At 42.0% G+C, this 19,027-nt stretch carries 15 protein-coding genes; 6 read left to right on the top strand and 9 right to left on the bottom strand.

Annotated features, from left to right (window positions below; genetic code table 11):
• Positions 1-51: 51 nt before the first annotated feature.
• Complete coding sequence (locus tag DEO27_RS29610; protein ID WP_112574557.1) at positions 52-2,868, bottom strand: 2-oxoglutarate dehydrogenase E1 component; 2,817 nt, start codon at positions 2,866-2,868, stop codon at positions 52-54.
• 255 nt (positions 2,869-3,123) lie between these two features.
• On the opposite strand from DEO27_RS29610, the gene DEO27_RS29615 reads away from it, so the two are divergent.
• Together DEO27_RS29615 and DEO27_RS29620 are read left to right on the top strand one after the other, a co-directional pair.
• Positions 3,124-4,650 (top strand): hypothetical protein, encoded by a 1,527-nt coding sequence (locus DEO27_RS29615; RefSeq protein ID WP_112574556.1) that lies wholly within the window; start codon positions 3,124-3,126, stop codon positions 4,648-4,650.
• Between the two features lie 20 nt (positions 4,651-4,670).
• Positions 4,671-5,207 (top strand): hypothetical protein, encoded by a 537-nt coding sequence (locus tag DEO27_RS29620; RefSeq protein WP_146750102.1) that lies wholly within the window; start codon positions 4,671-4,673, stop codon positions 5,205-5,207.
• A gap of 58 nt (positions 5,208-5,265) precedes the next feature.
• Here the strand turns inward: DEO27_RS29620 and DEO27_RS29625 are convergent, their stop codons facing one another.
• From DEO27_RS29625 to msrA, 3 genes are all read right to left on the bottom strand, one after another.
• Complete coding sequence (locus tag DEO27_RS29625) at positions 5,266-6,561, bottom strand: DASH family cryptochrome (RefSeq protein ID WP_112574554.1); 1,296 nt, start codon at positions 6,559-6,561, stop codon at positions 5,266-5,268.
• A gap of 256 nt (positions 6,562-6,817) precedes the next feature.
• Positions 6,818-7,624 carry a 5'-nucleotidase, lipoprotein e(P4) family gene (locus DEO27_RS29630; RefSeq protein WP_112574553.1) on the bottom strand — a complete coding sequence of 269 codons (807 nt, stop codon included), beginning with the start codon at positions 7,622-7,624 and terminating at the stop codon, positions 6,818-6,820.
• A 99-nt stretch (positions 7,625-7,723) separates the two neighbouring features.
• Positions 7,724-8,269 (bottom strand): peptide-methionine (S)-S-oxide reductase MsrA, encoded by a 546-nt coding sequence (gene msrA / locus DEO27_RS29635; protein WP_112574552.1) that lies wholly within the window; start codon positions 8,267-8,269, stop codon positions 7,724-7,726.
• Positions 8,270-8,383: 114 nt separating this feature from the next.
• On the opposite strand from msrA, the gene DEO27_RS29640 reads away from it, so the two are divergent.
• A complete protein-coding gene (locus DEO27_RS29640; RefSeq protein WP_190295274.1) occupies positions 8,384-8,776 on the top strand; it encodes a DoxX family membrane protein in 393 nt (130 codons plus the stop codon).
• A 152-nt stretch (positions 8,777-8,928) separates the two neighbouring features.
• Here DEO27_RS29640 and DEO27_RS29645 read toward each other — a convergent pair whose 3' ends face one another.
• Positions 8,929-9,825, bottom strand: a complete 897-nt coding sequence (locus DEO27_RS29645) for a LysR family transcriptional regulator (RefSeq protein WP_112574550.1) — start codon at positions 9,823-9,825, stop codon at positions 8,929-8,931.
• Positions 9,826-9,925: 100 nt separating this feature from the next.
• Here DEO27_RS29645 and DEO27_RS29650 point away from each other — a divergent pair, with 100 nt between their 5' ends.
• The 3 genes from DEO27_RS29650 (at position 9,926) to galB (ending at position 13,446) form a co-directional block, all read left to right on the top strand.
• Entirely contained in the window at positions 9,926-10,564 is a 639-nt protein-coding gene (locus tag DEO27_RS29650) for an NAD(P)H-dependent oxidoreductase (protein WP_112574549.1), read from the top strand.
• On the top strand, positions 10,530-10,820 hold the full coding sequence (locus DEO27_RS29655; protein ID WP_112574548.1) for a putative quinol monooxygenase: 291 nt from the start codon (positions 10,530-10,532) through the stop codon (positions 10,818-10,820). Before DEO27_RS29650 ends, DEO27_RS29655 begins: the two co-directional genes overlap by 35 nt.
• A 193-nt stretch (positions 10,821-11,013) precedes the next feature.
• Entirely contained in the window at positions 11,014-13,446 is a 2,433-nt protein-coding gene (galB, locus tag DEO27_RS29660; RefSeq protein ID WP_190295275.1) for a beta-galactosidase GalB, read from the top strand.
• A 177-nt stretch (positions 13,447-13,623) separates the two neighbouring features.
• On the opposite strand, the gene DEO27_RS29665 is transcribed toward galB, so the two are convergent.
• From DEO27_RS29665 to DEO27_RS29680, 4 genes are all read right to left on the bottom strand, one after another.
• Positions 13,624-14,460: a hypothetical protein gene (locus tag DEO27_RS29665; protein WP_112574547.1), complete on the bottom strand. Its 837-nt coding sequence runs from the start codon at positions 14,458-14,460 to the stop codon at positions 13,624-13,626.
• Positions 14,461-14,597: 137 nt separating this feature from the next.
• Positions 14,598-15,008 (bottom strand): DUF2000 domain-containing protein, encoded by a 411-nt coding sequence (locus tag DEO27_RS29670; RefSeq protein ID WP_112574546.1) that lies wholly within the window; start codon positions 15,006-15,008, stop codon positions 14,598-14,600.
• Between the two features lie 16 nt (positions 15,009-15,024).
• Positions 15,025-15,978 carry a bifunctional helix-turn-helix transcriptional regulator/GNAT family N-acetyltransferase gene (locus DEO27_RS29675; RefSeq protein ID WP_112574545.1) on the bottom strand — a complete coding sequence of 318 codons (954 nt, stop codon included), beginning with the start codon at positions 15,976-15,978 and terminating at the stop codon, positions 15,025-15,027.
• 372 nt (positions 15,979-16,350) lie between these two features.
• Entirely contained in the window at positions 16,351-18,906 is a 2,556-nt protein-coding gene (locus DEO27_RS29680; protein ID WP_112574544.1) for a phosphocholine-specific phospholipase C, read from the bottom strand.
• Positions 18,907-19,027 lie beyond the last annotated feature (121 nt).

Here is a 19,027-nt window from a genome sequence, read left to right on the forward strand (position 1 = left end):
TTGTAGATTTTATATTTTTTAATGGATTATGTCGGGATGCTTATTGACTGATCAATCAGCACCGGCATCAGCCATTTTCTTTGTTGTTTTTTTTACTGATTCTTTAACTGTTTTACCGGCAGGTGCTTCAAAAGCTTTTGACACGATGTACAACTGCTGAGCGGCGTGCTGTTTAGCAAAACCGGTCGCGGTACTGCTACCCTCGATTCTTGAAATCACGCTCAGGTTAATCAATTTATCATTGTGGAATTTGCGGCAAATGTAAGGCCATGCACCCATGTTTTCAGGCTCTTCCTGTACCCAGATAAATTCGGCCTTTTCGTATTTGGCTTTAACTTTCAGGATTTGGGTAACCGGGGTTGGATAAAGTTGTTCAACACGTACTATAGCTACATCCTTGCGGTTATCGGCCTGCTGTTTATCTAACAGATCATAATATACTTTACCGGTACATAGCAATACGCGTTTTACCTTTTTAGGATCAACATAAGTATCATCAATCAGCTCGTGGAATTTACCATTAGTAAAGTCTTCAATTGGCGATACACATTTAGGGCTGCGCAGCAGGCTTTTTGGTGTAAAGATGATCAGCGGTTTGCGGAAATCGCGGTGCATTTGCCTGCGCAAAATATGGAAGAAGTTGGCAGGAGTAGTACAGTTAGCTACCTGGATATTATCATCGGCACAAAGCTCCATAAAACGCTCAACCCGTGCAGATGAGTGCTCAGGGCCCTGGCCTTCGTAACCGTGAGGCAATAACATTACCAAACCATTACCACGCTGCCATTTAGTTTCGGCACTGGCAATGTATTGGTCAACAATGATCTGTGCACCGTTAAAAAAGTCGCCGAACTGGGCTTCCCAAATGGTTAAAGCGGTTGGGTTTGCCAACGCGTAACCATATTCGAAGCCTAAAACACCATACTCAGATAATAAAGAGTTGTAGATGCTTAGTTTAGCTTCGGGGTTAATGGAAGCAAGCGGGGTAAATTCATCTTCCGAATCAACCAGCGTTAACACCGCATGGCGATGCGAGAAGGTGCCGCGTTTTACGTCCTCACCACTCAGCCTGATAGGATAACCTTCTTTCAACAAGGTACCATAGGCAAGTAACTCGCCCATAGCCCAGTCAAATACTTTGGTTTTGTTTACCATTGCGCTGCGGTCTTCAAAAAGCTTTTCAATCTTTTTGAAAAACTCTTTATTAGGAGGTAATACAGTTAGTTTATTACCTATTTCCAATAACTCCTCTTCGGCTACAGACGTATCAACAGCTCTTACTAACTCTTTGTGACTTGCCAAGTGCAGGCCGCTCCAGGCACCTTCAAACATGGCGATGGTATCGGTAAACCTTTCTTCTGATTTTACTTCGTCAAGTTTTTGCTGTAACTCATCTTTAAAGGCTTTTTCGATGCCTTTAAGATATTCAGCATTAATGCTGCCTTCGTCAATCAGTTTTTGATTGTAGATTTTAAGCGGGTTTGGATGGGCATCGATAGCTTTGTATAACAATGGCTGGGTGAATTTAGGCTCATCAGCTTCATTGTGGCCATAGCGGCGATAGCAAAGGATATCGATAAAAACATCCTCATTAAATACCTGCCTGTATTCCATAGCCAGGTTTACAACATAAGCCAAAGCTTCAACATCGTCACCATTTACGTGGAAAACCGGCGAAAGCACAGTTTTGGCAACATCGGTACAGTAAGTACTTGAGCGCGCGTCTTTATAGTTAGTGGTAAAACCTATCTGGTTGTTAATAACAAGGTGAATGGTACCACCAGTGCGGTAGCCATCCAGTTTTTCCATTTGTAAAACTTCATATACGATACCCTGACCGGCAATTGAAGCATCGCCATGAATCAGGATCGGAGCGATCTTTGAATGGTCGCCGCCATATTTAAAGTCGATTTTTGAACGGGTAATACCCTCAACAACCGGATCAACAGCCTCCAGGTGCGATGGGTTAGGGCAAAGGCTCAGGTGAACTTTTTTGCCGCTTTTGGTATGCACGTCGGTTGAAAAACCTAAATGGTATTTCACGTCACCACCAAATGGTGATTCTGAATCGTAGTTTTTACCTTCAAACTCAGAGAATACCTCTTTATAGGTTTTCTCCATGATATTGGTCAACACATTCAAACGACCGCGGTGCGCCATACCGATGATGAACTCTTCGATACCCAGATCGGCACCTTTTTTAATTACCGAGTCCATTGAAGGGATCAGTGCTTCTGCGCCTTCTAACGAGAAACGTTTTTGACCAAGGAATTTGGTACCTAAAAAGTTTTCGAAAGTTACAGCTTCGTTTAGTTTGCTCAACATTTCCTTCTTTTCATCAAGGGTGAAAGAAGGGGTATTGCGACGGCTTTCCATCCGCTCTTCAAACCATTTTATTTTAATAGGGTTGCGGATGTATTTATACTCTGTACCTATTGAACGGCAATAAGTATCCTCAAGCAGCTGACGAATGTCACGCAATTTGGCCGCGCCTAAACCAACTTCAACACCGGCGTTAAAAACAGTGTCAAGGTCGGCGTCGCTTAAACCAAAAGTTTCAAGCTCTTTGCCCGGGAAATAATGGCGGCGTTCGCGAACCGGGTTTGTTTTTGCAAACAAATGCCCGCGCGAGCGGTAACCATCTATCATGTTTAATACGTTGATCTCCTTTAAGAAATGTTCAGGAGTAGCTTCACCAACAGCAGATGGTGCAATTGCGGCAGAGGCATCAGTGTCTTTACCAAAATCAAATCCTTCAAAGAATTTTTGCCATCCGTAATCGACTGATTCCGGTTCCTGTTTGTACTGTTCGTATAGGGAAGATATGTAGGCAGCGTTTCCGCTATTTATATAATTGAGACGATCCATGTGAAATTGTCTTTAAAACGGTACAAAAGTAAGCATAAGGGACTATATACTTTATAATTAATTTCTAATTGTTTGTGTTGATTTTACATGATGGTAGTTAAATTATGTTACATACATATAAACAGCAATATTGTTGGTTTTATTTTTAGCCATTGCATTATTAAGTCTACGGTGTTAATTAATGATATATATTTATATGATAAGTATATATCATTGAAATATTGCTATCTTTAATGCAACTAAACCTTATATGATATGTTGAAATTTAAAATATTTCCAATTTATGGAAAATTAACCTTAGCCTTATCGTTTGTTTTAATACTTGCTGTGATTGTTGGCAGTTGTAAAAAGGATTTTTCGTCATCACCGCAGGTAATTACTGATCCTGCAATAAATAAAGCCAAAACCTGGTATGAAGGTACATATTTAGCAAACCAGGGTAATTTAGCTGTACAAGCCACTAATACAAATACCGATTGGAACCAGCGTATTAAGCCAGATTGGCAGCATCCGGATAGTTATACAAAGCTTAATAAGAATGTGATTGAAATGCCGGTTGATCCCGGAAGTAAATTTAGCTCTGGGTTAAAAGTTGGAAAATATAGTCTGAATAAAAAATATAGCCGGAGTTATTTTTTGTTGCTGAATGACGGCAATAAGTATGAGGCGTATGTAATGATGGTTATTGCCGATTCGGCTTATGTCGGGAGTAATCTGTCGAAACTTGGCAATAACACCTACCATAAACATGATGATAACTTTGGTGGCCTTGTGCTTTATTTTACGCCCCAGGGTAACTATTTGAATGGATATTGTTATAAGAACGGCAAGCTTGTTACCAAAACCTCAGATCAATCAGGTGGGAGACAAAAAGTACAAAGTACCAGCGTGAACAAATTAACTCCTGATCTTACACAGGCTCCCACTAACTGCACCGATTGGTATATTGATACTTATGTTGATGATGTATTGGTAAGTTCTGATTATATTGGTACTACATGTGATGAAGGCGATCCTAACACGGGTGGCGGTGGTGGCGGAGGAGGAAGTACTACACCTCCCCCAACGCCATGTAACCCTGCTGCTGCTGAAAGTGTTAATAACACAGGAACGCTACAAGCAGATGGTGTACAGGTGCAAAAAGTTCAGCCAATTGATGGCGGTGGTGGTTTTCCTCCACCAGGCGGGGAGCCATGCCCACATGGTGGACAAACAACAAGTCAAACAATAACGAACAATGTAAAAAATCCTTGTTTACGCAGCATGGTCGATCAAACAATAGTTTCTGGCGTAAGCACTCAGATTAATAGTTTAATTAAAGGTGTATTTGGAGAGTCCACAACCATAAATCTTGCTTTTGAAGATGTCAATACTTTACCGAGTTATGCTGATGGCGCAACTTTACCTAATGATGGGATTGTTAATGGAGCTCTTGATGCGAGTATACAGCTTAACGTAAATTTGCTGCCTAATTATTCTCAAGAATATATAGCTCGGGTGATTATGCACGAAGCGCTACATGCTTATATGGATTCACAAGGAATTGTTGCAGATGAACAGCATGAAAGTATGATTATAAATTATGTATCAAAAATGGCATCCTCATTAAGAGTGATGTTCCCCAATTTAACCGAAGTTGATGCAAAAAACCTTTCTTTAGGGGGGCTACAGTTAACAGATTCGTTTCGGACTCAAATTCAAAATGATATGAAGTTATCAGGAGATTTCGCTGCTATTAATTCTGCTTATTCAGTAGGCTCTCTTGGTACCAGATGCCATTAAAATCAATTAATATCAACACAATGAAAAAAAACAATTATTGCATAAAGCTGATAATGATGATATCATTTTTGGCGCTCAATAATGTGCCGGGTTGGTGCATTGGCTATATTAAAAACGGCTCCCAATCTAATCTGCAATCAGATAGCGATGTTACAACAGGGAGGATATACCGCGCAATTTATAACACTTACAATAATCCTTATTATTGGAAGAAAAGCCTCAAGCCAACTTTTACGACACTAAAAATAGATGTCAGTAAAAAAGGGAGTATCACAGATATACGTTTTTCTGATAGTGCCGATAGTTTGTTTAAAGCTGAATTTGAACAAAATATTAAAAAATTCAGATCAATTGCAGATCAATGGGTGAAATCAAAATCATACAAAGGTATTTCTCTTTTGATTCCTGTTTATTATGAGACGAAGTATGAATTAAAGCCAACTGTTGGTTACGATGATGTGGAATTTGTGTTAAAATTTAACAAAAAAGCTTTCACTGGGAATACTGTCCTATTACGACCAGTCACAATCAGGGTACTTAATAACGGAAATAGTTAATTCAACCTCTTGCTCAAACCCGTAAGGTGAGGGTTTAGAAAAATAAAAAAGATATTATTCAAACACCAACCAGGTCTCCTGCCTCATCTATAGATGAAGGTTGCCAGGTATTAACAAAATCGGTTTTGGCTTCAAGCTCTTTAGGAAGCTTGGTAGCTATGGCATATTTGCTCTCCTTGGCATCATTAACACCGGCAATAAAGGCCCAGTTTCCCCAGTTGCTAGCCGGCGAGTAATCAATCAGTTTTTCTTCAAAATAAGCGGCGCCCTGGGTCCAGTCGGCCTTGAGGGTATTTACGAGGTAACCGGCTACCACCTGCCGGTTTTGATTGCTGATGAAGCCTGTAGCGTTAAGCTCGTGCATGGCGGCATCTATCAGCGGCACGCCTGTTTCTCCATTTTTCCATTTCTGGAGCAGTAGTTCAGCATCGGGTGCAAGGTCCTGCACTTCATCTTTGGCTTTGATGAATTTTTGTCCATGCTTTTTAAACATGAACCTGAAATAATCGCGCCAAAGCAATTCAAGCTTTAACAAGTTACCATTGCTGCCATACTTCTGAATTTCCCAGTAAACCTGGCGCGGTGATATACAACCTATAGAAAGCCAAGGAGAAAGTTTTGAAGAAAACTCGGTGCCATTACGGCCATTTTTTTGCTTTATAGCAATATCAAGTTGCGAAAAGTACTTATGCATTTGTACCAGCGCTGCAGTTTCACCACCCTGGAAATATTCGGCAGCACGGGGATCATCAACGGGTTCGGTTAAGCCTAACTGCTGTAAGGTCGGCAATTCACCCGCATCTGTAATTTCAGGAACGCTGATATGATCAGGAGTTGATACACATGAACGAACATTGCTATCGCGTTCCACTTTCTTTTTAAAAACCGCGAAGCTATCGGGGATATCTTTTATCGGGAAAGGAAGATCTTCCTTATGGTACATGGTATGGCCGATAAAATGTTTGAGGTTAAGCCTCATTTTCCACAGGGCTGCTTCAACCTCTTCAGAAATGTTGGTTTCTTCATAAGCCACTTCACGGTGATGGTAAACCTCATTTACGTGATATTCTTCGGCAAGCTGCGGGATCACATCTGAAGGGTTACCAATGCGGATCATAAGTTCGGCACCAAAGCCCTGTAAGTTTTTCCGGAGATCGGCAACGGCTTCCAATAAAAACCTTGCCCGGAAACTCCCTGTTTTTGGAGCGCCACTTGATGTTGGCTGAAAATAATAAGGATCGAAACAATAAACCGGCAGTACTTTATCAGCCTTGCGAACAGCTTCTAACAAAATTTCGTTATCGTGAATACGCAAGTCATTTCTAAACCAAACCAGAATAGTTCTATCACTCATAGTTAAACAGGGGGTTAACTGAATAATGCAGTATGCAAATTTGCAATTTATTTGCGTTTTATGCACATTTTGCCACAACATTATGACACCATCCAAACATTTAATTATTTTATTAAACTAAGTAAAAAGCTTTTAGCCAACTAAAATAATTACAACCCGGGGTGTATAATTGTGTAAATATACGTAATTGCATGCAACTAAGTTATATCACGTAACCCGATGGCCGCCACCCATCAACCGTTAAATGAGCCCTGTCTTATTGATCGGATTTGATCTTAGCCCGGATAACAGAATCTTTTTGGGCAGGGGTAAGCTTGTAATTGAATTGAAACAGCGCACCTTCAAAATCGCCGTACGAAGGGTTGGGAATAACAATATACCTGCTGCCAAACTCGTTTTGCAATCTTTGTGTAGTTGTTATCCTGTTATCCTCCGCCGGATGATTATCATACAGCATATCGAAATCGGGCAGGTTGTCGCCGCAGAGCAGCAGGATTTGATGTGTTTTTAAAACATTAAGCCTTCGTGCCTCCTTGCTTGAAGACGAGGTTTTGAGAAGCAAATGCTCATCGTCGGCAAAAGGCAAGCTGTACAGTTGTAAATTTTTTAAAGTACTCGCCCGCTCGTTTTCGTTACGGTTGGTGATGTAAAATATAGTGATACCTTTTGATGCCGCGTATTTGAAAAAGGCGGGTGCACCAGGTACGGTATCGGCTATGGCTTTATCTGTCCACTGTTTCCAGGTGGCGTCGCTGTAATCTAAATTTTGCAGGGCGCGGTGTGCGTCGTAAGGACTGTTATCCAGTAAGGTTTCGTCAATGTCGGTAACAATGGCCAGCGGTTTATCGCCGGGATTTTTAATGCCCTCGTCAACCCTAAACTTAGCTATATTATAGGCCTGGAAGCACAATGCCTTATACTCTGCCGCTCGTTGCTGCCATAATGAAGCCCAGATTTTACCGTCATTAGTGATACCGGTATTTGAACTGGCAGTTTTTTTAACTGATGAGCAGGCGCTGAATAATAACAGGCCTGAAAGTAGATAGCTATAGCTTTTTTTCATGATGGTTGATTAAAGGGGGATGTCAGTCTGAGCCTGTCGAAGACCGGTGCGAAGGGGCTTATCCACCATGCTTCGACAAGCTCAGCATAACATGCCTCTTTATAACAACTCCGGTTTTATTTTATCCTTAAACTCTTTGGCAAATTTATTGAGTTTTGGCTGGATAACAAACGCGCAGTACGACTTGTTAGGATTATCGTTAAAATAGTTCTGATGATAATCTTCGGCGCTGTAAAACTCACTTGCCGGGGTTATTTCGGTAACAATAGGATCGTCAAAAACGTGCTCGTTGGTAAGCGTTTTGATCATTGCCTCTGAAGCCTGTTTTTGCTCATCATTGTAATAGAAAATAGCCGAACGATATTGTGTGCCCACATCATTACCCTGACGGTTTAGCGTTGTTGGGTTATGGGTTTTAAAGAAAACCAGCAACAGTTCATCAAATGAAATCACATCGGCATCATATTCCAGGTGGATCACTTCGGCGTGGCCGGTAGCGCCTGTGCAAACCTGCTCATAAGTTGGGTTTATAACCTTACCACCCATATAGCCTGAAGTTACTGATGTTACACCTTTAAGCGATTGGAAAACGGCTTCGGTGCACCAAAAGCAACCGTTGCCGAAAGTTATTTTTTGAATGTTCATATATCCCGTTTAGTCAAAAGTAATGCCTGTTTAAACGGTTAGGTATGAGGGGATTTGAATATGTCAATTAAATTACTAAACTTAGTGTTTAACCTTATATTAAACCTATTAATTATGAAAATTGCAGTGTTAATTGCCCGTCTTTTGTTGGGCCTCATCTTCGTGGTGTTTGGTTTAAACTTCTTTTTCCAGTTCCTGCATATGGCCCAGCCGCCTATGACAGATAAAGCACAGGCTTTTAGCGGCGGATTGTTTGGTTCGGGCTATTTTTTTCAGTACATGAAGGTAATAGAAATAACAAGCGGTTTTTTCCTGCTCATTAATCGCTTTACCGCGTTATTTGTATTGGTGCTACTGCCTATTTCGCTTAATATTTTCCTGTTTCATGCCATTTTGGCACCGGCGGGTGTTCCCGTTGGATCTGCCGTTATAATTTTACAGGTATTTCTGTTGTTTGCCTATCGTAAATATTATACCAGCATTTTTACCGCAACGCCAGTGGTATAACCAACTATCAGATTAACTGAGGTTTGCTGTTAAGCAAAATCATGTCATTGCGAGCGAAGCGTGGCAACCGCACGGGAGCAGGGCCGCTCTGTATAGCATGCGATTGCTTCGTCGTTCCTCCTCGCAATGACATGATTTAAGTTTTTAACTCCTCACACCATCTCCCGCTCAAAAATTTCCTGGATCATGCCCACCTGCTCTGCGTAGATAGACTTTTTGCGTGTGCCGAAATACAATGTGTTTTCTATCTTATTATATCCTTCCCAAAGCAATTTGATGTTGCCGCTGTCGCGTTCCTTTTTGGAGAGAAAGTCCGGGATTACCGCTATCCCTTTACCATCGCTCAGGCAGCGGATAATGGAGCCCATATTAGGTACAATAAAATTGGGCTTAAAATCGGGGCGTTTACCAAAGTTAATATGCCAAAAGCGCCGCAGGTGCTCCATATCGCCCGATGAACCGTACCAGGTTTGAGCCTTGAGCCAGGTTTGGATCTGGTTAAGGTTTTTAGTCTTCAGCAGTTCGTTAAACTCTTCGGTTGGGGTTTGTGCCCCGGCCAGCACTACTATCCGCTCTTTAAAAAACGGTTTATACTCCAGGCCTTTATAGTCGCCTTTATGAGGCGTTACAATCATGTCGAGGATACCGCCGTCCAGATCGGCCAGCATTTCGGGGTATTCGCCAAATTTGATGATCACATTAAAAGGCAGCGTAGGCAGATATGATTCGAGCGTAAACTGAAAAGTTTCAAAGCACATTCCTATACTTATGGTGGGCACATCCTTTTCGGTGCTTTTATGGAAATGCCGCTCGGCTTCTTCCAGTTTGCTGATAGACTCCTGGATGTAATTATACAGGATCTTGCCCCGCTCGGTAGATACCATTTTGCGCGAAGTGCGATCAAACAGTTTATAGCCTACATAGCTCTCCAATGAGCTTAGATGCAGGCTCACCCCCGGCTGGGAGATAAACAAGGCTTCGGCCGCCCCGGTTAGCGAACCGGTTTCATATATCGCCTTAAACGTGCGGAACCATTCAAAATTAACCATAGTCAATCTATTATAATTATAATACAAAAGTATAAATTATACTATTTTAATAGTAGATGATCGGGCCGTAATTTTGACAAAAATTAAAACACGAAAATAAATGAAGAACATATTTGTAATAAACGGCGGACAGATCTTCGGGCACTCCGGCGGAAAGTTTAACAAAACATTATTAGATACCACAGTACAATATTTTACTGAACATCCTGATTTTGAAGTACGCTCAACCGATGTTAATCATGCGTACGATGCTATGCAGGAAGCCGAAAACTATAAATGGGCCGATATTATTATTTACCATACCCCAGTTTGGTGGTTCCAGGTACCGCATGCTTTAAAAAAATATATAGACGAGGTTTTCACTGCCGGTTACCAAAACGGTATTTACCGCAGCGATGGCCGCACAGCCGAAAACCCAGGTATTAACTACGGTACGGGAGGGTTGATGCACGGCAAAAAGTATATGCTTACCACCTCGTGGAATGCTCCGGTTACAGCTTTCACGCTGCCTGGTGAATTTTTTAATGAGCACAGCGTTGATGAAGGCCCAATGTTTGGTTTTCACCGTATGAACGCCTTTACCGGCATGCAGCAATTAGACAGTATCCACTTTTATGATGTAATGAAAAACGCTAATATTGAGGAGAACCTGCAACGCTACCAGGAGCATTTAAATAATCTATTTACTCAAAACAACCCAAACCATGAAAATTTACTTAACAGCCTTAGTGAAGTGTAAGGCCGGCACTACCGCCCAAATGAAAGAGTTTTTGGATAAGCTGGTAGCAGCATCCCGCCAGGAAGAAGCTTGTTTGCAATACGAGCTGTATCAATCAACAACAGATGAAACCCAGTTTATTTTTCACGAAACCTGGGCCAGTCAGGAAGGGCTTGATGAGCATGTTAAACGCGAACATTTTCAGTTATTCAGCCAACAAATAACTGATGTTATAGATGGCCCGCTGGCGGTATATAAAACCAATAGGGTTCATTAAAGACACTTATTAACAAAAACGGCCTCGATGAAAATCGGGGCCGTTTTGTTATTTAGATATGGATTGAAGGCGCTGTAGGCACTACCACCAACCGCAAGAAATGAAAATTCAAGACGATTGTGTTATATTCCTTTGGTTTTTGGCTATTATTTATAATTTAGTGTCGAAAATACAATTAATCCAAACTGATATTATGTCATCAATAAAATCCCATGGTGCTAAGGTTTACCTGCGCGCGTGCCTGCTTGCTATGCTGATGCTGGCCGCCCTGAAGCCTTTTGCCCAAACCCGGCAGAAACTCGATTTTGATAAAAGCTGGCGCTTTAATCTCGGCGCTGTTGAAAACGGCGAAAAAACAACGCTTGACGATAGTAAATGGCGCACGTTAAACCTCCCGCATGACTGGAGCATTGAAGGTACGTTTTCAAAGGATAACCCCGCCACGCCCGAAGGTGGTGCTTTGCCCGGTGGTATAGGCTGGTACCGTAAAACATTTACCGTGCCGGCTTCATCAAAAGGTAAACTGGTTTATATTGATTTTGATGGCGTATATCAAAAAAGTGATGTTTGGATCAATGGCCATCACTTAGGTTTTAGGCCAAACGGGTATATTTCGTTCAGGTATGAACTTACGCCTTACTTAAATTTCGGGGGTAACAATGTTATTGCTGTTAAGGTTGATAACTCGGTACAGCCAAACTCACGATGGTATTCGGGATCGGGGATTTATCGTAATGTGTGGCTGGTTACCACTAATAAAACCGCTATTGATCATTGGGGCACTTATGTAACCACAACTGATGTTAGCAGTGCTTCTGCCAAAGTAAATGTGCAGGTGCAATTACATAATTACCAAACGAAACCCGGACTACAGATAAGTACCAAACTTTATGATGCTGCCGGTAAGCCGGTATCATTAGGTGGCGATGCTTTATCTTCCGCACAAAGTAAAGACACATCATTAACAATAACTAATACACTTACTGTTAAAAATCCGGTGCTTTGGTCGGTAGAACGTCCTTATCTGTACAAAGCCGTTACCCAGTTGATTGAAGGCAAAGCGGTATTGGATGAATACACCACTACTGTAGGTATCCGCTATTTTAACTTCGACGCGGATAAAGGTTTCAGCCTGAATGGCAAACCGATGAAGATCCTGGGTGTATGTGATCACCACGATCTGGGCAGTCTTGGTGCTGCTTTGAACAACCGTGCACTTGAGCGTCAGTTACAAATGCTGAAAGCTATGGGTTGCAACGGCATCCGTACATCGCACAATCCTCCGGCACCCGAACTGCTTGACCTTTGTGATAAAATGGGCTTTATTGTCATGGATGAAGCATTTGATTGCTGGGAGTGGAAAAAAGCTACTTACGATTATCACCTGTTTTTTAAAGAATGGCATAAACGTGATTTGGAAGATCAGATCAAACGCGACCGTAATCACCCCAGCGTTATGATCTGGAGTATCGGAAACGAGATCCCTCAGCAAGCAGATAGCAGCGCGTTACGTATCGCTCCGGAGCTGGCGGCCATTGTTCACAGTTTGGATAAAACCCGTCCGCTTACTACGGCAAATGACCGTCCGGATACTACCAACAAGATAGTTAAGTCCGGTGCTATCGACCTGGTTGGCTATAATTATCACGAATTTGATTATGCCAAATTTCACGACCGTTACCCAGGTAAAAAGTTTATAGCCACCGAAACTACCTCAGGCTTAGAAACAAGGGGATATTATGAAATGCCATCAGACAGTATCCGTGTTTGGCCTACCAGCTGGGATAAGCCTTTTGTAAGAGAGGGTAACAATGTTTCGGCATATGACAACACCCGGCCACCTTGGGGCTCAACGCATGAAATGACCTGGAAGGTCATGAAAAAGTATGATTTCCTTTCGGGAATGTACATCTGGACAGGCTTTGATTACCTTGGCGAACCAACTCCGTATTCATGGCCGTCGCGCAGTTCATACTTTGGTATTATTGATCTGGCAGGTTTCCCTAAGGATGTTTACTACATGTATCAAAGCGAGTGGACAAAGAAACCTGTACTGCATATTTTCCCGCACTGGAACTGGGAGCCGGGTAAAATGATCGATATCTGGGCATATTACAACAATGCCGATGAAGTTGAGCTTTACCTGAACGGTAAATCAGTAGGAATCCAAAAGAAAACCGGCGACGACCTGCACGTAATGTGGCGTGTGAAATTTGAACCGGGAACGCTTAAGGCTGTATCACGTAAAAACGGCAAAACAGTTTTAATGCGCGAAATTCATACCGCCGGCGCTCCTGCTAAAATTGAACTGATTGCAGATCGTTCACAAATTAAAGCCGATGGTAAGGACCTGTCATTTGTTACCGTGAAAATATTAGATAAAGACGGTAATGTTGTGCCCGATGCCAATAATAAAGTAAACTTTAAAATCAATGGCGAAGGCTTTATAGCAAGCGTTGATAACGGCGATCCTGTTAGCCATGATCCGTTCAAGGCAGATTATCGCAAGGCGTTCCATGGTCTTGCACTTGCTATTGTTCAGGCTAAAGAAAAAGCCGGTACGATAACTTTAACTGCATCGGCTGATGGTTTACAAAGTAAAACGTTGGTGTTGACGGCTAAATAGTATAATAAGCAGCATAATAAGAAGCGTCATTGCGAGGAACGAAGCAATCCCCGATTAGCAGGTCCACCCTGTAAAGTTTAGGATTGCTTCGTTCCTCGCAATGACGTTTTTTATTTACGAAGTTTTTGAAACTTCGTAAGTCTCGGCTCTATAATATGCTTCGACGATAATTTAGTCTTAAACCTTTTTAAAACCCATGATCCTGAAGTTGCTCACCAATACTTTTGATCCGTTTTTGTATTGCATTGGAGCACTTATATATAGGTTTTTTGCTGTTGTGGGCATAAAGGCCATGGTATCTGCCAGTTTGGTTTGATCAAGATAAACCACCATCCTGTCGCCATCAACCACTAATGAAACGTGCATTTTGCGGTTGGTAAACGTGGTTAAATCAAAGGTGCTGTTGAGGTATTTACTCAGGAACTCGCTGTTTATAGATACATCATCATTGTTATAATATTTAAGGGCAACGTAAGCGCCGCCACTGCTGATATAATCTCGAACGCTGTTATCGGTTACAAAACCAAAATTTACCGGGTAGATATCGCTTATTTTATCTGCAGCCGCAAGGATATCAAATTCAACAGTGAAGTGTTTTGGATAAAAAAGCTGTTTGGTGAATTTGTAGGTAGCGTTATCTGCAAGGGCCAGCCATTTGCCGCTTTCCCCGCCAACAGAAACTATGGTGGCAGATCCATTGGTTTTAAACGTTTTGGCCGACGAGCCTACCGGGATGTTTGAAAAATCTTCGGAAAATAATACGGTATCACCCGAAACAAAATCAAATCCCGAATTAATGATTACCTTATTGCTTTTAGGTGCGCCGGAAGTTGATGATGATGAGGAGGAAGAAGATGATGGTGATGAGGTTTTTTTATCAAAAGCATCGCTGGCTTTTTGGGCGGCTTTGTCTTTTGCTTTTTGCAGTAAGCTTCCAAATTGTGCATTGGCATTAAAGCCCGTGACTAAACCAGCTATGGTTAATAAGCTGAGCAGGAGTTGTTTGTGTTTCATATAGATATAGTGTTTAAGTTTCAATTGCAATAAACAAAGAATAAAGTAAACTGTTTGTTAATTTTATTCATAATTGTTATACAATAGTTAATATATCTATTGTTGAGCGCAATGCGTAATTTAAGAGGGGCTCAATCTTAGTCATGAAGCCGGAGCCCATCCAGTGCTTTATCAACTTTCTTGCTTTCGCCATATACAACAATTCCAACCAGATCAAGATCTGCATCGGTGTGGCTGGCTATTTCCGAGAGATTGTCCGTTTCGGTTTTTGTTGCGAACAATCCCTGGGTATAAATGCCGATGTGAAGCCCTCTTTCTTTAGCCCGGTTAAAGGCCCGCTGTAGCTGAGCGCCGGTGTCTGCCTTATAAACAAGCACCGGGTATTTCATAAAGGGCATATAATTATTCCCCGAAGCTGTGATGAGTTCGGCACCATGTGTGTCGGGATGGGCAATTGCAACTGAGCTGGCTAAAAATGCAGTAACGTTAAGCTTTTGCCACGTTGCCAGCTGGTCTTTAATTACAATAGCTATTTTTACCTGGTTCATATTGTTTAAACGGCAATTATTTTAGCTTAAGTTCCATTTGAATATTGGCACGTTCGTAAGGTGATGGCCTACCCGCTACTTTAACAAAGCCCAGTTTATGATAAAGGCTGATAGCCGGTTTTAAAATAGTATTACTTTCCAGGTAAAGCTTGTGGCCACCAAGAGCTTTTGCTTTTTCAATAATAGCCTGCCCTAATAAAAAGCCTATGTTTTTTCCCTGGGCTTTTGGCGATACGGCCATTTTAGCGAGCTCAAAATCGTAATCCGGATCGTCCATCTTTAACAATGCACATACACCAACAGGCTCATCATTGTAAAGGGCAACCAGTATAAGGCCTCCATTATTGATAATATAGCTGTCGGCATTGTCGAGGGCTTTATAATCGGCTTCTTCCATTTTGAAGTATTTGGAGATCCATTCTTCATTCAATGCTTTAAAAGCTTCGGCGTAGCGTGGTTCATAAGGTACTATATGCACTTTGTTGCTTTCCCTGATCTTTTGATGTTCCTGTACCCTGCGTAGCAATGATTTTTGTTCAAGCAGATATTCCCATTCTTCAATGGCTTTCCACAAATCATGGTTGGCCTGCGAAAGAATTTCTTCTACAGCACCGGTAACATCAGCGTACTGATCTTTGATTTTTACAGCGGCATCAAGCCCTTTGGCCGAAAGGCTTACCATATTCCGGCGGCCATCGGTTTTATCTTTTTTCTCCACTACAAAACCGTTCTTCACCATTTCGGCAATGATTTTACTTACAGAAGGGTGGGAGTGGCCAATCTCTTTGGCAATTGATGTGATGGTAAATTCTTCGCCATCCTGCAACACATAAAAAACCGGGAACCATTTCGGCTGAAAATCGATATCATATAAATTGTAGATTCTTGCAGCATCTTCACCAACGGTTTCGGTAAGCATCCTAAGCCGGCTACCTATAGCCATCTTTCCTACTTTATTAAAAAATTCCATAACAATAAGTAACTAATTATGTAACTGATTACGCAAATGTATGATGTTGATTTAAAAAATGCAATAGTTAACTATAAATCAATGTCATCGGCATTTCATAAATGCCGTTAAAGCGGATAGTTGGGCTAATTGCAATTGGAGATCTATTGCTATTATCGCTATTCGAGGTCTCTGACCTCGAATTTATATGCCTGTAGTTTGTAACTACAGGAGTAGGCAGGTTTCATTTTTTAATTCTGTAGTTGCAAACTACAGGCATAGTCGTCCGAAGTCAGGAGACTTCGGACAGCGGTCTCTGATTTCGAACAGCGCATAATGCAAAAAAGCCGGGCTCATGAGCCCGGCTTTTTTGCTTCTATATTGTTTTAGCTATTATGCTAATGCTTTACCCATTAACGGATCGCTGAAACTTGATTTACCTGTTTCTACGCGACCGGCAAAACGTTTGGCAAATTTTTCAAAGCCCTCAACCCTGGCGCTGAAATCATACCAGCCATGGGTTTTGCTTAAGTTCAGGGCAAGGGTTGTGCTTGCTCCTGCTTTTACAGCAACTTTATGATCGCCGGTTTTGTAACCATGATCTGTTATGGCTATATTTTGTGCTTTGCTGGTATGGTTGGTAAGCTTCAAACTAACGTTACCTGTTAGCTTACCGGCAACGTGTTCATATTCACAAACAACATCCACCAGCGGATCAGCAGCATTACCCTGGTATTCGCGGAAGAAACCGTTAGGTCCATAGGTACGCAAATGATATTCACCATTCTCAAATTCATGTAAAGGCCAAACATCTGATAGCGCATCACCGGCCTTAACAGTGTAAGCCCAGGTGCGCAGGTCTTCCATTTTTTGAGGATCATTCATAGTCGCGTATTTGCCTGGGGCATAAACGTTGAATGGCGAGCCTAACGCTTTTGCACCGAATGCCTTGTTACTTGCATTAAATTTGATCTCGAACGATTTTTTATCAGCGCTCAGTTTACCGTCGGCATAAAGTTGATAAGGTAAGGCAGACGATGGCTTAATTCCTTTTTCCTGTTGAGGCATATATGGCGACGAATGCGGATCTTTATTGATCTGCGCAATCTCATCGGCAGTAAGCAATTTATAATCTGACGGAAGTTTTTTGAATTGCGCTTTGTGGATGCTTTCTAAGAATGCTTCCCTTGCAACAAACTCTGGGTTTTCGATCTTCTCACCGTTATACGGACGGAAAACGCTTGAAAGGTCGCCGCAAACCGTACGACGCCATTCGCTGATGTTAGGCTCAGTTACTTTTTTGCCTGTTTTGTGACTTAAAAAGCTCTCTAAAAATTGCAGTGTCGAGGTATGGTCAAACACTTCAGAGTTAACCCAGCCACCGCGGCTCCAAGGTGAAGCAATTACCAGCGGAACACGGAAACCTAAACCTATTGGGCTTTCGCGGTCAAACACTTCGGGGAAGTTATTGCGGGCTTTTTCCTGCTCTAACGTAACAAACTCAACGCTTGGGTCAATTCCGGCCGATACTTTACCCGTACCCGGTTTATGGGGATTTGGAGCGGTAAATGGCGGAACGTGATCGAAATAGCCATCATTTTCATCATAAGCTAAAATGAAAACCGTTTTTTTCCAAACATCAGGGTTTTGCGTAAGGATGTCTAAAACTTCGGATACATACCATGCGCCATACCAGGCCGAGCTTGGATGGTCAGAAAAATGTTCCGGTGCCGATAACCAGCTTACTGTAGGTAACTGACCTCCTTTTACATCCGCACGGAACTGGTGAAGCACATCGCCTTTAGGTACTAACACTTCACGCTCGGTGCCATCATCATTATATTTTAACGGACTCAGCGTACGGTAATGCGGATCATTAGTATTAGTTACAAAACCTTTTTGGTGGAGGTTTTTTTCGCGCTGCGACAGGCTGGCAAACTTGTTAGGATCAAGGCTCGCCATATCCTTTTTGATGTTTTCGAGATCGCGCTGTTTTTGTTTAAGTTGTTTTTGCAAATGGTCTATATGGGCATCGCCGGCAGGCAAAGCAGCAATTTGCTTTTCTACTACAGCTATCTCATCAGGCAAAACAGTTGATTTTTTTTGTAGATGGGCTATGTGTTTATCGTACAGTTTAATGTTGTACTGACCAAAAAACTCCAGCGGGTTATCCTGGAAGTTAGATAACCACGGATCTTCTTCGCCCTCTAAACCGGTATCAATGGCAATTTCGTTCTGGTAGTGTTTCCATGATATGTTATGATCTTCCAAACGTTCGGGGAAGGTAGCCCAATTCAGGGTGCCATAATCCATATCATCATTCCAAACGTGGGCGAGCGAATTTTCATGCTGCTCGGCACGGATGGTACCACTCCAGAAATATAACCTGTTAGGGTTGGTACCTGTTAACGACGAACAAAAATTTTGATCACAAACAGTAAAGGCATCGGCCAGGGCATAGTAAAATGGGATGTCCTCACGATTGTGGAAACCCATGGTTAAAGGCATGTTGGAGTATTCCTTAATACTGTTGCGTTTAACATTAAGCCATTGGTCAAACTTACCGTCGTTGCGGGCATTAACCTGGTTGCCCCATGAATGAGGCAATGAGCTCATCCAGGTTGCTTTGGTATTTTTGATATCAAGATGGAAAGGAGCGTATGTTTCGCCTTTTTTGTTTGATTGCAGCCAAACTTTGTTTTTGTTAGGCAGATCAATAGCGCGAGGGTCATTATAGCCGCGTACTCCTTTAAGCATCCCGTACGTATGGTCAAACGAGCGGTTTTCCTGCATCAGGATTACGAAGTGCTCGGCATCCATATAAGTACTGCCCGGAGCCGGGTTTATGGCCATTGCCTTTTGAATGGATTCGGGTAAAACGCTGGCCAAACCGGCTGCACCGGTTAATAATGCCGCTTTTTTAAGAAAATCTCTCCTTGAATCAGACATGTGTATTTTTTATTTAGTTCATGGCCTATGGATGATAGATCATGGTGTTTTTAGTTTTTGGTCACTGGGTGATGATCAGCAAATCCCAGCTGTTTTTAGGCCCTCAAAATATAGCAAAGTT

It is taken from the genome of Mucilaginibacter rubeus (genome assembly GCF_003286415.2).
Classification (GTDB): Bacteria; Bacteroidota; Bacteroidia; order Sphingobacteriales; family Sphingobacteriaceae; genus Mucilaginibacter; species Mucilaginibacter rubeus_A.

Bases quoted from the DNA above. Each gene is read 5' to 3' on its own strand.
- DEO27_RS29670 (WP_112574546.1), bottom strand. From the start codon at position 15,008: ATGAACCAGGTAAAAATAGCTATTGTAATTAAAGACCAGCTGGCAACG.
- galB (WP_190295275.1), top strand. From the start codon at position 11,014: ATGTCATCAATAAAATCCCATGGTGCTAAGGTTTACCTGCGCGCGTGC.
- DEO27_RS29630 (WP_112574553.1), bottom strand. From the start codon at position 7,624: ATGAAAAAAAGCTATAGCTATCTACTTTCAGGCCTGTTATTATTCAGC.
- DEO27_RS29655 (WP_112574548.1), top strand. From the start codon at position 10,530: ATGAAAATTTACTTAACAGCCTTAGTGAAGTGTAAGGCCGGCACTACC.
- DEO27_RS29675 (WP_112574545.1), bottom strand. From the start codon at position 15,978: ATGGAATTTTTTAATAAAGTAGGAAAGATGGCTATAGGTAGCCGGCTT.
- DEO27_RS29665 (WP_112574547.1), bottom strand. From the start codon at position 14,460: ATGAAACACAAACAACTCCTGCTCAGCTTATTAACCATAGCTGGTTTA.
- DEO27_RS29620 (WP_146750102.1), top strand. From the start codon at position 4,671: ATGAAAAAAAACAATTATTGCATAAAGCTGATAATGATGATATCATTT.
- msrA (WP_112574552.1), bottom strand. From the start codon at position 8,269: ATGAACATTCAAAAAATAACTTTCGGCAACGGTTGCTTTTGGTGCACC.
- DEO27_RS29645 (WP_112574550.1), bottom strand. From the start codon at position 9,825: ATGGTTAATTTTGAATGGTTCCGCACGTTTAAGGCGATATATGAAACC.
- DEO27_RS29650 (WP_112574549.1), top strand. From the start codon at position 9,926: ATGAAGAACATATTTGTAATAAACGGCGGACAGATCTTCGGGCACTCC.
- DEO27_RS29610 (WP_112574557.1), bottom strand. From the start codon at position 2,868: ATGGATCGTCTCAATTATATAAATAGCGGAAACGCTGCCTACATATCT.
- DEO27_RS29615 (WP_112574556.1), top strand. From the start codon at position 3,124: ATGTTGAAATTTAAAATATTTCCAATTTATGGAAAATTAACCTTAGCC.
- DEO27_RS29625 (WP_112574554.1), bottom strand. From the start codon at position 6,561: ATGAGTGATAGAACTATTCTGGTTTGGTTTAGAAATGACTTGCGTATT.
- DEO27_RS29680 (WP_112574544.1), bottom strand. From the start codon at position 18,906: ATGTCTGATTCAAGGAGAGATTTTCTTAAAAAAGCGGCATTATTAACC.
- DEO27_RS29640 (WP_190295274.1), top strand. From the start codon at position 8,384: ATGAAAATTGCAGTGTTAATTGCCCGTCTTTTGTTGGGCCTCATCTTC.